A 14,117-nucleotide genomic window follows, 5' to 3' on the forward strand; every position below is an offset into this window, starting at 1 on the left:
AGTGCTAATCAAGTGAAATAAAAAGCACCCGAATCGGGTGCTTTTTTTTATCTAAAAATAATATTAATCAATAGGATAGGGTTTCTTCATTTTTGAACCCCTTTTACCCCTTATCCCTATGCGATTTTTCCGTTAGAATCGGTGGTTATTATTCAAAAAAATAACGCTGCGGATTAACGCTGAATGCTTTTTAATAAACTTCCTGATGATCTGTTCTTACCTTTGTCGGGTCAAAATCGGCAGGTATATCAGGCTGTACTCACCTCATTGGCTGATCTGTTCTTCGATGAAGACCTTGTAGACCCGTTTGTTCCTAAAGATTTAGTACGTTCGACTATTGAAGCTGCTGTAGTCAGGCTCGGTGTTAGACGTTGGGAGCCTGAAGAAGGGGATACAGAAGAGGAACAGCAAGAAGTACCTCGCTCAACGGCGGAATATACTAGCCGTATTTATCGCAGGCTAGTGTCCACCGGATGGTTGGAAGAGGAGCAGCGTATCTACCGTGTGTATGTCCTACTCTCTCCAGCAAATAGCTTTTTACTGCGTACTTTAGTGTCTATCGCTAACTTAGAGAAAAGAAGCTATGGCGGGGCCGTACTGAACGTCTTGAGCTCTTTAGAGTCTGCGGTTAATGACCCTGTTGGGCGTGGTATTACTCTATCTGAGGCTGCGCAAACTGCTGCTGATTTTAGTGCTCATTTAACGGATATGATGCTTGGGTTGCGCGAACTGAAGATTAATTTGTCGCTCACTAATAACCCGCAAGAGATTGTGCGTAACTTTTTTGATCGATTTGTAGAGCATATACTGGTTTCTGACTACAAAACTTTAAAGACAAAAAACAATCCGTTCCGCTTCCGTCAGCAAATTTTATCTCTGTTGAGAGAGCTACAGTTCGATACCATTAAATTACAACAACTGATTATGCACTATCAGCAGCAGTTTGAAGTGGATATTCATGACGCTGAAGCGCGTGTGCATCAACATATTAATCGTATTATTCGCATTTTTGTTTCGGTTGATCAACGCTTGGCCACAATTGATGATTTTCGTTACCGTCTGGAAAAACGGGTTTCGGATACCGTGCGTTATATGGATAAAACGACGCCTGGGATGGCTTCGCGGTTGTCCCGTGTGATTGCAGATATTGCGCAAAAAGCTGGTCGTGAGATACCTAGGGTCAAGAGTTTAGAAACGGTTGGTTTTCTGGCCCCTGGCAGTGTACGTGCGCCGATTAAACGTCGGATCGCTGCTGAACCACGGGTGATTACAAAGCAAGAGATTGATCCTAAAGTTTTATATTTACGTCAGCTCTTTAAAGAATATAAGGAGCGTCGAGAAGTTAAAATTGATCGCGTCGAAGCTTATCTTGAACGTCATCTGATTGGACGAGATAAGGCTGCTGCGAAAGATTTTGAAATTGATTCCATAGAAGATTACATCTGTTTTAGTTACATCAGACATATGAAGTCCATGGGCAAAAAAGCGAGAAAAACCAGCGACCGTTACAATATTAGTTTTAACGAAAACTACGTTAACGTTGCCGATATGGTTGAGTGTCGGGACTTTTGCATAACAAGAAAAGAGCATTCAAAGGACGTTTTAAATGCTAGGTGATCTGCAGAAAATTATTGGTCGTAGCGATCAATACCAAGCGAGTGATTTCAGCCGTGCGGCGAATCAACTGCTGACAAATCAGTTCCTTTATGCGGAACGTCCAGGGCATAGAGAAAGCTATTTCTTAGTCTCTTCACATGTGGATTACTTTACCAATCTTTTTGAAGCGATTGGTTGGAGCTTTATCCATCAACCGGACGAAGCCTATATGGGGATTTTACCTAAAGGCGAAGAGCGCTTTATGCGGTTACGTCTTGATGAATCTTTATTACTGTTATGTATTCGTCAGCAATATGAACAACGTTTAGAGAATTTCGAGGTCGAAGGTGGACAAGCTTATACCAGCACAGATGAGTTATTGACGCTGTATGAGAACCTGACGCGTAAAGAGATTCCAAACGAAACACGATTAAAAGAAATATTGTCTTTATTCTCTCGTCATGGGGTCATTGAGCGTGGCAAGCCGGATGAGATGGATCCTAAAAATATCCCATTAAAAATTAACCCTGTTATTCGCCAAGTAGTGGTAGAAGATTTTATCCGTCAATTAGAAGGCCTTTGTGATCAAGATGAGCAGGATGCAGAGCTTGTTGTAGATACAACCGCGGATGAAAATACAGAGCTAAGTGATGGGCTTAGTGAGGTTGAAGAGGTTGAAGCATCAGCAGCCTCGACTGAACCGGAAGAAACCATGACAGAACATAGCAGCACGGATGATGAGGTAACAACACCATGAAGCAGCTAAACCGTATTATTATGGTTAACTGGTATGTCCTAGGTGCCGTTGAAATACCGATTAAGGGTAATGTTGCTGTTGTGGGGCCAAACGGCTCCGGTAAATCATCGCTTTTAGATGCGATCCAAACGGTGCTTATGGGTGGTAATAAACGTCACCTAAGTTTTAACGCCTCAGCCGGTGAAAAGAGTGAACGTAGTCTTCGCACATACTGCCTAGGTTTTTTGGATGATGATGGTAAGAAAAATACCGCTCGTCAAGATTCCCTCTGCTATCTGGCGTTGAGCTTTTTCGATACAGAAACCGCTAAAGAAACAACCGTAGGCTTAGCAATCAGTGCCTCAACGGCTGCAGCGGATGAAGATATCTTAGGGCGTTTTATCTTGCCGGACTGTGCTGTATCACTGGATGATTTCACTGAAAAAACAGGCGAAGGCCGTTTGCCTAAATCGTGGGAGCATGTACGTGGGCATCTGTTAAAGCAATGTCCAGATATGATCTTAGAGAAACGTTCTAGTCGCTTTGTCAGGGAGTTAGTAACACATTTAAGTTATGACCCTGAGATGCCGAATGATGATGATAAATTCGTTAAAAACTTTAAGAATGCACTAAAGTTCGTCCCTATTGATAGCCCGACACGTTTTATCCGTGAGTTTGTACTGGATGAAAACATCGTACATGTGGGCGCTTTCCGTAAATCGCTCGACGAATACCGTGCGATGGAAACGAAAACTCGCGAAGTGGCTAACCGTATTGGTGAACTTGAAAAAGTTCAAGAGCTTTGTAATGGCATTCAGCGTAACGTGAAAAATGCTCTCGAATATGAGTGGGTAGTACATGAAACGCGTTTTGAAAATGCAGACCTTAAAAAAGAGGATGCAGCTGAGCGTTTAGAGGACAATCACGAAAAAGAGATCGAACTGCAAAAAGAACTCGAAAATAAGAGCGATAAACTTAATAAGATTATGCAGCATTTGGCTGATGCACGGGCTGAATTAAATACCTCAGATTCTGCGCATAAAGTGAAAGCTCTCGAATCCTCTATCACCGCAAAAACCCATGAAGTGAATGTTGTTAAAGAACGGATTCAGGCGGTCTACAGCTTGATGCGAACAACCGTTGGGTTTGCTGAAAACTCAGAACTATTACCAAAGAAGTTCGTCCCTGTTGTGGAACAGTGTGTTGCTCAATGGCGCTCCGGGCAGGATATTATGGCGGATTTATGGCCACAATCGCCGGTGGAGGTCGATAATGTTTTGGATAATCTGAAACAACAGATAGAAGGTGTTCGTCGTGAAGTATCAAGACGATATGAACACTCTGTTATTCGGATTAATGAGTTACGTTCAGATATTCAAAATCAGAAAAATGCGGTTGAGTCTCTGCGCCAAGGTCATGCGCCTGTACGTCGTAATACCCGAGAGTTAATGGAGCTATTGCAGGAGTACGGTATTGAATCAACGCCTATCTGTGAATTAGCCGATATTAATGATGATAAGTGGCGTATTGCTATTGAGTCCTTCCTCGGGGCACGTCGAGAAGCATTGATTGTCGATCCTGATCGGGTCAAAGAAGCGATTACGCTTTATCGTCGTAAAGGTCGTCACCTTAAAGGCTGTCGTATTGTGAATACGACTAAATCCGGTGAATGGCTCAGCCGTTATAAAGCCGGTTCTTTAGCTCATTTTATTGATACCGAGAATGACCATGCCCGCGCTTATATGAACCGTGCATTAGGTGGTGTTATGGCAGTTGAGACGGAAACCGAGCTACTTCGCCATGAACGTGCCTTAACTTATGATTGCATGTTGCAAACAGAAGGGTCGACAACAGCGATTAATGAACAACAACCTATAATGGGTATACGTCGTCGTTCAGACCAAGCCGCTTTACAAGGTAAGCAAGTGGATCAATTGATTACTGAATTCTCTGAATTGGGTAAAAATCATGATGCGCTAGAAAAATTACGTGATGCGTTAATTACACTAAATAACGGATTAGATAATGTTAACGAACGTGTCTTTGACCTTGTTAATCAGCGCGAGCAGTTAACAACAGAGATTGAGGGGCAGCGCCAAGCAATTACCGACCTACGCAATCATGATGATACAGGGATCCAACAGCGCATTGCTGACTATGTGGCGGAGCAGAAAGAAACGGAACAGATGCAACGTTCCTTGATGGATAAACTGCAAAAAGTGCGTACCTCCATTATCAAAGATAACGCAGCGCTAGAAGTCCTTGATACCGAGTTGGAAGAGCATGCCGTAGCTCGTACCAAGTGTGAAGCGAGTGCAGACTATGATGCTCAGTCAGCCCAAGAAAAACGTGATTATCTCGATGAAAGTTGCTCTGGTGAATTAGAGCGTATTATCTTTGAAGCGGCGAAAAAGGCTCAGTCTGAGCTCTCTTTGCATGAGAAGAAGAAAAATGCCGTTCGTGATGGTGTTGCACAATATAAAGCTAAATACCATGGTGGCGGTTTAAGCCATCAGCAGCTGGACAAGGTGACAGCAGATTCGAGCCATGAAGAATTGGCCGCGTTTGTGGATGAAACCGTTCAGGCACTTAAGGATTCTGAACTGGCTAACTACAGCCAAAAAGCGGAGCGGGCTCGTTTAGAAGCTGAAACAGCTTTCCGTTCAGATTTTGTCGCGCACCTGAATGATCAAATTAACAAGATAAAAGATCTTATTCGTGAATTAAATCAACATCTTAAAGGCCGTCCTTTCCATAAAGAGATGTATAGCTTTGAGATGATGCCGAACCCTGAGTTGAAGGATATTTTAGAGCTGGTTGAAGCGTACACACAGATGGATTCGGCGAATGTAGGGTCATTATTTGATCTTAAATTTGACAGTGATAAGCCCCATAAAGATGCTTTAGCGAAAATCCATGAAGTGTTAAAAGATGAAGGGGAGAGTAGTTTGTTACAAGACTACCGTAACTTCTATAACTTTGAATTAGTCGTTAAAGACCTTGATGGTAATCGTAAGACAACATTAACTCAGCGTATAAAAACCGGCTCGGGTGGTGAGCACCAGGTTCCTTTTTATGTGGCGATTGCAGCTGCACAAGGGGCTACTTACCGTCTTAGAGAAGGTAGTGATGGTCAACCTTTAGGTGGTATGAGTCTTTCTGTCTTTGATGAAGCCTTTAATAAATTGGATTCAGAAAATACAGTAACCTCACTTGGCTTTATGAGTGATTTAGGTCTACAGACTATTATCGCAGCGCCGGATGAAAAGTATTCATTACTAAGTTCATGTATGGATACCATTATCAACGTTTGTCGTGATGGGCGAGTGGTAGATTTAGATGTAGAGTTCCCAACTCAACGGGGACGAGAGCTTCTAAATTCAGATAACCCTTTGAAAATGATTGCTGACTTAGAGCCTGATGCTGCAATAGATTTGGTTGAATCTTAGACACTGAAATAGTTAACTAACGTAGATAAACAAGGCGCTTTTTAGCGCCTTTTCTATTATTGGAGGTGGGCTGTTAATTAGTTTTTCGTTTCAGGCGAGGTGATGGCCAATGTAGTTGAGGGATTAAACTAATAAATGGTCGCTTTCCTCGGAAAATATGTAAACGTCCAGCATGCATTTTCCCTACACACCGTTCAGCGGGATCTAAAAGTATAAGCTTAAGTTCATTGATTGCTAGGGGCGATAGATTTGAAAGTGGCTTTTGTTCGTTCTTCAAATCGGAAAATTGTTGGTTACTGATCAGTTGATTAAGTGTCATCGGATCCCAAATATCCGGTAAAGCCATTAAAGGCTCCAGCAGTCCTAAACGTGTGGGGGGTATTATGCCGCGCTCTCGACTGAAATATTTACGGACGCTTAGGTCTGTGTGGACTTTCAATAAAGAATTATCGCGAACATTACTACTAAAATCCATCTCTTCAAGGCCCAAAATAATCGTATTGAGGCTCCAATTACAGCCTTTAATTAACCGCCATACAGGCTCCATACTCGTTCTTGAGCCTAAACTATATTTGATAGCATCGTGATCTAAGGTCGTATTAGATAAAAGAGTGATGATTAAAAAGCTGGATTGGAAATCTAATAAACATTCAGGCGTTTCAATAAAACAGTAGGGCGTTTCCCTACGACAGAAAGCCATCCATTCATCACGCGTGTTAAGTTGTTGAAGTACTGGGATAATCACTGTTAAAGCCTAAAACGAATGTTGTTTTCTATACGGGTCAAGAGTAGTAGGCTAAAAATCCACATCGACTGGGTGTAAACTCCGTCTCTTTGCCCCTAGAGGGAAATTTATGAGCTGTTATGATGGGTATAAAACCACAACCGTTTGTTACTGCGAGTATAACGAAAGCAAAGGATAAGAACCATGAAGTTGCTGAATCGTTCAGCGTTTGTTGTGCTACCACGAGAACCCTTTGCAAATTGGACTAATAGCCTTGATGTGGATGCTGATGGTTTACATCAGTGTTTATCTCTAGAGGAGCAAAGGCGGGAAGGTACTGTATATCTTATCGCAGAGGTAAGCTCCGAAGCTGATTTTAGTAAAGCGTTAGAAGCCCAGTGGTTACAGATTTTTCAAAATGAACTTTCTGCGTGGGATGAATTAGGGGATTATTGGCCCCATGAACTGACTTATGAATCGTTTAAACAGTGGTTTGATGTTTATCCGCAAATTATGGCGATAGATTTAAGTTCCCTGCCATTAATGATGGCTAATTTAGACGAACTTTAAGCGTTAACGTTTGTTTGATCTTTTTGGAGTACATAGATGGAACAACCAGTAAAGCCTTATGGGTTGCATATGCATCCTATGCGAGAGTCCTTATACAGTGAGTTACACTCTCGTCCCTTTCAGGTAATTCAGAGTCCTTCTCGAATTACCCACTTGGCTGTTATGTGTGATTCTGAGGAAAGTCAGCAGCAATTTGAGCACCTTAAGGAACTGTATCATCACTTTGGAGTGACTCCACCGCAGGTTGATGAACTTTGTTATCACTGTGATTTTGATAAATTACGGATACGTCGTGAAAAACATATGGAGTTCACGACCTATACCTTTATCAATACAGATATAGAGCAGGGCGGGAATCCTTTTGAAATTACCGGCTTAACTCCTCTGCCTGAAGGCTGGTTAGCAGATATTCCCGGTACTGTGATGTGTGCTTTTCATTTGTCAGTTGAGGATGCACGTCAAACACAAGAGTTGAATCTGCCATTAGTAAAGCGCTTTTTTGAGGGTATGCGCTTAGTAGGTAGTAGCCCTCAAGATGGGGATGCCCGTGTTTGGACAACATTTCAGACTCATGGAGATGGCTTTGGCCGTTTTCTTATCTATAACAAACAGATGAGTGATAGCCAATTAGGACGATTAGCGCAGCGAATTATGGAGATTGAAGTCTATCGATTGATGTGTCTACTCTCTTTGCCTACTGCGCGAGATATTAATCCTACACTAGGGGCTATGGACCAGAAATTAGCCGATGTAACTTATCATCTAGCCCATAGCAAGGATATTGATGAACAGGAGCTATTATCACGATTAACCGATATGGCTGCTTGGGTAGAAGATTGTAGAGCGAGAGCTACATTTAGGTTTAGTGCTACTTATGCTTATCATGATCTTGTCATTAAGCGTTTGGAAGAGCTAAGAGAAGACGAGGTCTCAGGACATTTAACAATTACAGAGTTTATGACACGCCGATTAACCCCAGCGGTTAAGACCTGTCGTGCTACCAGTAATCGGTTAGAAGATCTATCTCGGCGTATCGACCGTGTAGCTGAAATGATGAGAACGCGTGTTGAACTTTCGATACAGTCGCAAAACCAAGAACTGTTAGCGTCAATGGATCAGCGTTCGAAAGTGCAATTGATGATGCAGCATACGGTAGAAGGTTTATCGGTTGCAGCGATCAGTTACTACACTATAGGCTTGCTGAAATATTTATTAGAGGCACTATATAATTCAGGTATAGAGTTAAATAAAGATCTGATTATGGGTATATCTGTGCCGGTGGTAATTGGTTTGGTTGCGTTTACTACACGAAAAATACATAAACATTTCTTAAAAATGGCAATAGACCAAGTAGCCAAAGCCGAGAGTGACAAGAAGGTTAAAAAATGAGCATTGAAGCAATTATTAAAACTAAGTTGGAAGCGGGATTATCTATTGCCCATCTAGAGATTGAAAATGAAAGTCATATGCATTCAGGGCCGGCAACCGATTCCCATTTTAAAGTGACGATCGTCTCTGAGGATTTTGCAGGTAAGCGCTTAGTTCAGCGTCATCAACTAATATATGGCTTGCTTGCAGAAGAGATGAAGCAACCAATACATGCTTTATCAATGCATTTGTTTACCCAGTCTGAGTGGCATAAAAAGGGAGAGACTGTTATGCCTTCCCCTAAATGTTTAGGGGGGTCAAAAGCAGATCATTAAGCTTAGAAAGCAAGGTGAAGTTGGTTAAGCTTAAGGCAAAGTTGTTTGAATCAGAGTGTTGATGCTTGTCAATGTTTTCAGTTAGGTAGAGGAGGAGACTGAAGACATAAAGAAGCAGAATAAATATAAGGGGAACCTAATGCCTATTGAACACCATGCTTTAATTAATGATTTTCCAGAATACCGTGAACGTATTCATGACTTAAAAATGAAAGATGATCGGTTTGCTAGTCTTTTGGGTGAATACCATGAACTAACAAAGCATGTAGAGCATATGGAAGCGGAAATTGAAGCTGTTAGCACTCAGGTTGAAGAGGAGGCGAAAATAAAACGTCTGAAATTGAAAGATGAGTTATTCGCCATGTTACAAGCCTAACCTTGTAATCGTTTAAAATGATAAAAGCCTGCATTTAATAATGTGGGCTTTTTTGTTTATATGAAATGCATAAGCTCCGTTATACTGAGCCTATCTAGACGATAGGGAGCTAATGTGAAAAATTTTTATGATTGGCGGTATATACTCGATGTCGCTATGGAGCATCGACGAGAGTTAATAAAGGCAAATATTATTGCTCTATTCGCGGCTATTGCCTCTGTGCCTTTGCCTCTTTTCTTACCTCTGTTAGTCGATGAGGTCTTATTAAATAAACCTGGTTTTATCGTTGAAACTATCAATCCGCTCTTTCCGGATGATTGGTTAGGACCTGTGCTCTATATCAGCGTGATTTTAATAGTTACCTTATGTCTTCGTTTTATCGCCTTAATGTTTAATGTTTGGCAGGCGAGGCAATTCACTATTATCTCTAAAGATGTGACCTACCGCATTCGTGAGGGACTTTTACAACGCTTAAAACGCATATCTATGGCTGAGTACGAAACTCTAGGGAGTGGGACTGTTACCTCTTATTTTGTAACCGATTTAGATACGATTGACCGCTTTTTAGGTAGCTCCTTAAGCCGTTTGTTAATTGCCACATTATCAATCATAGGAACCGCTGCCATTTTATTATGGATGCATTGGCAGCTGGCCCTCTTTATTCTCTTTTTGAATCCCGTGGTTATCTATTTCACTACATCTATAGCTAAGAAAGTTAAACACCTAAAAAGGCGTGAAAATAAAGCCTATGAATTATTTCAGGCGGCATTGACTGATACGTTAGATAATATTCAGCAAATTCGAGCCTGTAATCGTGAGCAACATTATTTATCACGTTTAATTGATGATGCTCGCGTTGTCAGAGATCGCTCTAGTGCTTTTGAATGGAAGAGCGATGCTGCTAATCGTTTTGGCTTCGCTATTTTTATGGTGGGGGTGGATCTATTTAGAGCATTATCGATGTTAATGGTGGTGTTCTCAGATCTGTCTATTGGTGAAATGATGGCTGTTTTCGGTTATCTATGGTTTATGATGTCGCCAGTGCAAGAGATATTAGGTATCCAGTACAGCTTCTACAGTGCTCAAGCCGCTTTGCAGCGAATTAATAGCCTTTTGGGTTTAGCTCAAGAACCTGAATATTTGTTACAGCATAACCCGTTTGAAGGTAAGCGAACTGTTTCTGTCAGTCTACAAAACATCCATTTCAGTTACATGGATGATCAACCCATACTTAAAGGTGTCTCACTTAATATAGAAGCGGGACAAAAAATTGCTTTAGTTGGTGCAAGTGGAGGCGGTAAATCAACATTGGTACAAGTGCTGTTGGGGTTATATCCGGCAAATGAGGGTGAGGTATATTTTGATGGTATCTCTGTAAAAGAGATTGGCTTAGCCTGTGTTAGAGATAATGTAGCCACTGTTTTACAGCAACCCGCGTTATTTAATGGCACGATTCGCAGCAATTTAATGATGGGGCAAGACTTTAGTGAAGCTCAGCTATGGCAGGCATTAGAGGTGTCTCAACTAAAAGGTTTTGTGGAAAACCTTGAGAGCGGCTTGGATGAACGAGTGGGGCGCCAAGGCATACGTTTATCGGGAGGGCAACGCCAGCGCCTTGCCGTGGCACGTATGGTGCTTAGTGATCCTAAAGTTGTTGTGTTAGATGAAGCGACCTCAGCTTTAGATTCAGAAACAGAAACTTCATTACATCAAGCTTTAGAAACATTCCTGAAAGGTAGAACAACTATCATTATTGCTCACAGGTTAAGTGCTGTGAAACAAGCTGATCATGTTTACGTATTTGAAGATGGAAAAATATGTGAACAAGGGCAGCATGAAGAGTTAATAAACAATAATGGCTTGTATGCACGGCTTTATGGTGATTATCAATAAAGCGGTCTTAAGGTTGTATAATGCGTAAGCAGTTTGAGTGGCGAGAAGATAATAAAGTTGAACTACTAGTCGATGGTGAAAATTTCTTCCCTGTAATGTTGGCTGAGATCGAAAAAGCGCGATATAGCTTGTTACTGGAGTTTTATTTTGTCTCTTCTGGTGTGATTACGAGCCGTTTTGTTCAAGCACTGATTAGAGCTGCACAACGCGGTGTTATGGTTAAATTGATCATTGATGATTTTGGATCTTATCGCTTCTCCAATGCAGACCGTGATGTGTTGAAGGCAGTAGGTGTTGAAATCGTTGTCTATAACCCACTGCATGTGAGCAAATTTACTCGAAATTTTGCCCGTGATCATCGTAAACTACTTGTTGCTGATCAGCGAGTCGCGTTCATCGGCGGTACAGGATTGAGCGATGTATACTGGTTAGCAGATGAAGCGGGTTGTCCTTGGCATGACCTCATGGCTCAAATTGAAGGGCCGGTTGTAACAGACCTTGTCAGTATGTTTAATGAATTATGGCAACGTTGTACAGCTCAGGTTTTGTCTCCCGGCGGTAGCGTGGAACAAAAAGGTTATTCGAAGGTCAGAGTATGTACTGTTCAGGGACTCTATCAGCAGGATATAAAAGCAAGTTTTTTGAAAAGAGTGAACAATGCAAATAATAATGTATGGTTAATGACCGCTTATTTTTTACCCTCTTTTTCTATGCGGCACGCTTTACGGCGAGCTGCAAAAAGGGGAATAGATGTGAGATTAATTATTGCTGGGCCCCATACCGATCAACCTTGGGTATTCCATGCTTCTAAACGATATTACAGTCGTTTATTAAAAGCAGGTGTACGGATTTTTGAATATCAACCGAGATTCCTTCATGCAAAAATGTCGGTAGTTGATAGCTGGGCAAGTATAGGTTCATGTAATTTGGATCATTGGAATTTACGTTGGAACTTAGAAGCGAATATTGAACTGCATGATGAGCAGTGTTTAGAACAGATGACTCAGTTATTCAATGATGATTTGCTTCATTGCCAGGAAATAACATATGAAAACTGGTCAAAAAGGCCATGGCACCGCCGATTAAAAGAGACCTTATGGGCATGGATCAGCCATTTGGTGCTTAAAATAAGATAGAGAAGGAAGTGGAATTATGAATAAATTTACAATTGCAGCGGCTTTAGCTTGTTCACTGGCACTTACTGGCTGTGTGAATAGTTTAAGTGGAGATACGTATTCTCGTAGTGAAGCACGTCAAGTACAGCAAGTTCAGTATGGCGTTGTGCAGTCTGCACAGCCTGTGGTTATTGAAGGAACAAATTCAGTTGTAGGCGCAGGTGCTGGAGCTGTCGTGGGTGGCGTAGTAGGTTCTAATGTAGGTGGCGGTAAAGGGAAGACCATAGCAACTGTTTTAGGTGCAGTTGCTGGTGGTTTAGCCGGAAAATCAGCGGAAGAATCATTAACACAGACGCAAGGTCAAGAGGTCACTGTCCGCCTTGATAATGGCAATATTATTTCTGTTGTTCAGGAAGTTGCTGATGGCCCAATGTTTAGATCGGGCGATCGAGTACGTGTATTGACTGGAAGTGGCAGTGCTCGCGTAACTTATTAATCGTCTAAAGAATCGATACAAGGGTGGTTGGCTTTGCTATTACCTTGTATCGATCCCTAATAGACACAGTTTGTTGAAAGCTTGTGCGTGATGATTGGCTGTTTAAATTAGTTTTTCTTAATTGTTGCTGTGTATTTTCCTCTCATATAGATTGCTATAAGATGCGTGTTTTTTAATAAGGCTTCTTTGTATATGCCCTGTAATCACCAAGCTCACATCGGATTAACTGACCCTAAAAGCCCAGAAAATGTAGGCGCTATAATGCGTGCTGCGGGGTGCTATAACGCGGCATCCGTGAGTTATTCCGGTAACCGTTTTAATAAAGCTCAAGAGCAGGGGCGCCGTTTACAAACTGATACACGTAATGCTGTTGAGCGTATCCCTTTAGAGCATGTTGAATCTTTTAAGCAGGCTATACCTAAAGGAGCACGGCCGGTCGCTATTGAATTGGTGGAAGGGGCAATATCATTAATTGATTATCAGCACCCTGAAAATGCGTTCTATATTTTTGGCCCTGAAGATCGATCTATAGATAAAGATATTGTGGCTTGGTGTGAAGATGTAATCTACATACCTACTGTTGGATGTATGAACTTGGCGGCGACGGTTAATGTAGTCTTATATGATCGGATCGCAAAGTTAGGTCCCAAAGCTGATGGGGATGAATTGATTCGGCGCTCGAGGGATCGTAATAATCAATTAAAAGTATAAAGTTGGCGCAGGCGGTATCTAAAGTAATGAGTGGCCCGCGCCTTTATTGTTACTTCTCAGGTGCGTGGAAGTGTAAGTAAAGATCCACTAACAGCTCTGGAATTTGAGAGCACATCTCCGCACAAAGGTTTTCGTCATCACGTATTTTGTTGATGTCATCTTCGTCAAACAGTTCAGACGCAACCATAATCGGTAGCAGCATTTGGGCTACATCATCGTCGGTTTTATTGGAAAACCAGTTGTCTTCCTGAGTAAATACACCCTCCATGAACGCCTGAGACCACCAAGCAAGAGGCGCAATATCTTCATCTTCTTCTGGATCTAAAGATAGTTCACAAGGAAGCTCAATCTCTCCATCACTGTAAAAGTTGGCACCGATGCTGGCGTAGAGACGTTTTAGCAGGGACATAATCTCTTTTTGTTGAGCGTCTGATTCCCACTTAGGTGTTTCATCAAATACTAATTCAAGCCATATATCTTCTGGCAGCGGTGTTGGGCTAATATTTAAAGCACAGAAAAGGCCGTGAACACCAATAAGGTCAAGACAGTCTTCCGATACGTGATCTGAATAAAGAAAATCATCCAATTGATCCAACTCAGCGTCGGTCAAGGTATTTGCAGTGTTGAGAGACATTAAACTATTCCATAAAAGATAATGGAATTGATTTTAGCCTGCTAAGTAATAATTAGCAGCTTTTTTGTTTGTCCTAGATGACCTAATTGGAGTGACAAGCTGTCTAGCTTTCTG

General features: G+C 41.7%; 13 protein-coding genes. 11 read left to right on the top strand and 2 right to left on the bottom strand.

Annotation, left to right across the window (positions count from 1 at the left end):
- The first annotated feature begins 183 nt into the window (after positions 1-183).
- From ACOQOE_RS06790 to ACOQOE_RS06800, 3 genes are read left to right on the top strand one after another with little or no spacing between them, the layout of a single operon-like run.
- Positions 184-1,617 carry a Wadjet anti-phage system protein JetA family protein gene (locus tag ACOQOE_RS06790; protein ID WP_420555285.1) on the top strand — a complete coding sequence of 478 codons (1,434 nt, stop codon included), beginning with the start codon at positions 184-186 and terminating at the stop codon, positions 1,615-1,617.
- Positions 1,607-2,353, top strand: a complete 747-nt coding sequence (locus tag ACOQOE_RS06795) for a DUF4194 domain-containing protein (protein ID WP_067864166.1) — start codon at positions 1,607-1,609, stop codon at positions 2,351-2,353. The genes ACOQOE_RS06790 and ACOQOE_RS06795 overlap by 11 nt, the downstream gene beginning before the upstream one ends.
- Entirely contained in the window at positions 2,350-5,781 is a 3,432-nt protein-coding gene (locus tag ACOQOE_RS06800; protein WP_420555286.1) for an SbcC/MukB-like Walker B domain-containing protein, read from the top strand. Before ACOQOE_RS06795 ends, ACOQOE_RS06800 begins: the two co-directional genes overlap by 4 nt.
- 73 nt (positions 5,782-5,854) lie before the next feature.
- Here the strand turns inward: ACOQOE_RS06800 and ACOQOE_RS06805 are convergent, their stop codons facing one another.
- The gene (locus ACOQOE_RS06805) at positions 5,855-6,526 is read right to left on the bottom strand and encodes a hypothetical protein (protein WP_067864172.1); all 672 of its coding nucleotides are present in this window, start codon (positions 6,524-6,526) and stop codon (positions 5,855-5,857) included.
- A gap of 183 nt (positions 6,527-6,709) precedes the next feature.
- On the opposite strand from ACOQOE_RS06805, the gene ACOQOE_RS06810 reads away from it, so the two are divergent.
- From ACOQOE_RS06810 to ACOQOE_RS06845, 8 genes are all read left to right on the top strand, one after another.
- Positions 6,710-7,075, top strand: a complete 366-nt coding sequence (locus tag ACOQOE_RS06810; RefSeq protein WP_067864175.1) for a hypothetical protein — start codon at positions 6,710-6,712, stop codon at positions 7,073-7,075.
- Positions 7,076-7,111: 36 nt separating this feature from the next.
- The gene (locus ACOQOE_RS06815) at positions 7,112-8,464 is read left to right on the top strand and encodes a DUF3422 family protein (RefSeq protein WP_420555287.1); all 1,353 of its coding nucleotides are present in this window, start codon (positions 7,112-7,114) and stop codon (positions 8,462-8,464) included.
- Positions 8,461-8,778, top strand: coding sequence for a BolA family protein (locus ACOQOE_RS06820; protein ID WP_067864181.1), 318 nt, complete (start codon positions 8,461-8,463; stop codon positions 8,776-8,778). Before ACOQOE_RS06815 ends, ACOQOE_RS06820 begins: the two co-directional genes overlap by 4 nt.
- Positions 8,779-8,917: 139 nt before the next feature.
- Positions 8,918-9,154 carry a YdcH family protein gene (locus tag ACOQOE_RS06825; RefSeq protein WP_067864184.1) on the top strand — a complete coding sequence of 79 codons (237 nt, stop codon included), beginning with the start codon at positions 8,918-8,920 and terminating at the stop codon, positions 9,152-9,154.
- Positions 9,155-9,268: 114 nt separating this feature from the next.
- Positions 9,269-11,047: an ABC transporter ATP-binding protein gene (locus ACOQOE_RS06830; RefSeq protein WP_231867943.1), complete on the top strand. Its 1,779-nt coding sequence runs from the start codon at positions 9,269-9,271 to the stop codon at positions 11,045-11,047.
- A gap of 20 nt (positions 11,048-11,067) precedes the next feature.
- Positions 11,068-12,183 carry a phospholipase D-like domain-containing protein gene (locus tag ACOQOE_RS06835; RefSeq protein ID WP_420555288.1) on the top strand — a complete coding sequence of 372 codons (1,116 nt, stop codon included), beginning with the start codon at positions 11,068-11,070 and terminating at the stop codon, positions 12,181-12,183.
- 16 nt (positions 12,184-12,199) lie between these two features.
- Complete coding sequence (locus ACOQOE_RS06840; protein ID WP_067864190.1) at positions 12,200-12,658, top strand: glycine zipper 2TM domain-containing protein; 459 nt, start codon at positions 12,200-12,202, stop codon at positions 12,656-12,658.
- 192 nt (positions 12,659-12,850) lie between these two features.
- Entirely contained in the window at positions 12,851-13,369 is a 519-nt protein-coding gene (locus tag ACOQOE_RS06845) for an RNA methyltransferase (protein ID WP_420555289.1), read from the top strand.
- Positions 13,370-13,418: 49 nt separating this feature from the next.
- Here the strand turns inward: ACOQOE_RS06845 and ACOQOE_RS06850 are convergent, their stop codons facing one another.
- The gene (locus tag ACOQOE_RS06850; RefSeq protein ID WP_420555290.1) at positions 13,419-14,003 is read right to left on the bottom strand and encodes a YecA family protein; all 585 of its coding nucleotides are present in this window, start codon (positions 14,001-14,003) and stop codon (positions 13,419-13,421) included.
- Between the last annotated feature and the right edge of the window lie 114 nt (positions 14,004-14,117).

It is taken from the genome of Neptuniibacter marinus, from assembly GCF_965223595.1.
In the GTDB taxonomy this organism is placed as follows: domain Bacteria; phylum Pseudomonadota; class Gammaproteobacteria; order Pseudomonadales; family Balneatricaceae; genus Neptuniibacter; species Neptuniibacter marinus.

Excerpts from the sequence above, each read along its gene's own strand:
- ACOQOE_RS06825 (WP_067864184.1), top strand. The coding sequence starts at position 8,918 with ATGCCTATTGAACACCATGCTTTAATTAATGATTTTCCAGAATACCGT.
- ACOQOE_RS06835 (WP_420555288.1), top strand. The coding sequence starts at position 11,068 with ATGCGTAAGCAGTTTGAGTGGCGAGAAGATAATAAAGTTGAACTACTA.
- ACOQOE_RS06850 (WP_420555290.1), bottom strand. The coding sequence starts at position 14,003 with ATGTCTCTCAACACTGCAAATACCTTGACCGACGCTGAGTTGGATCAA.
- ACOQOE_RS06845 (WP_420555289.1), top strand. The coding sequence starts at position 12,851 with ATGCCCTGTAATCACCAAGCTCACATCGGATTAACTGACCCTAAAAGC.
- ACOQOE_RS06800 (WP_420555286.1), top strand. The coding sequence starts at position 2,350 with ATGAAGCAGCTAAACCGTATTATTATGGTTAACTGGTATGTCCTAGGT.
- ACOQOE_RS06810 (WP_067864175.1), top strand. The coding sequence starts at position 6,710 with ATGAAGTTGCTGAATCGTTCAGCGTTTGTTGTGCTACCACGAGAACCC.
- ACOQOE_RS06840 (WP_067864190.1), top strand. The coding sequence starts at position 12,200 with ATGAATAAATTTACAATTGCAGCGGCTTTAGCTTGTTCACTGGCACTT.
- ACOQOE_RS06790 (WP_420555285.1), top strand. The coding sequence starts at position 184 with ATGCTTTTTAATAAACTTCCTGATGATCTGTTCTTACCTTTGTCGGGT.
- ACOQOE_RS06795 (WP_067864166.1), top strand. The coding sequence starts at position 1,607 with ATGCTAGGTGATCTGCAGAAAATTATTGGTCGTAGCGATCAATACCAA.
- ACOQOE_RS06820 (WP_067864181.1), top strand. The coding sequence starts at position 8,461 with ATGAGCATTGAAGCAATTATTAAAACTAAGTTGGAAGCGGGATTATCT.
- ACOQOE_RS06815 (WP_420555287.1), top strand. The coding sequence starts at position 7,112 with ATGGAACAACCAGTAAAGCCTTATGGGTTGCATATGCATCCTATGCGA.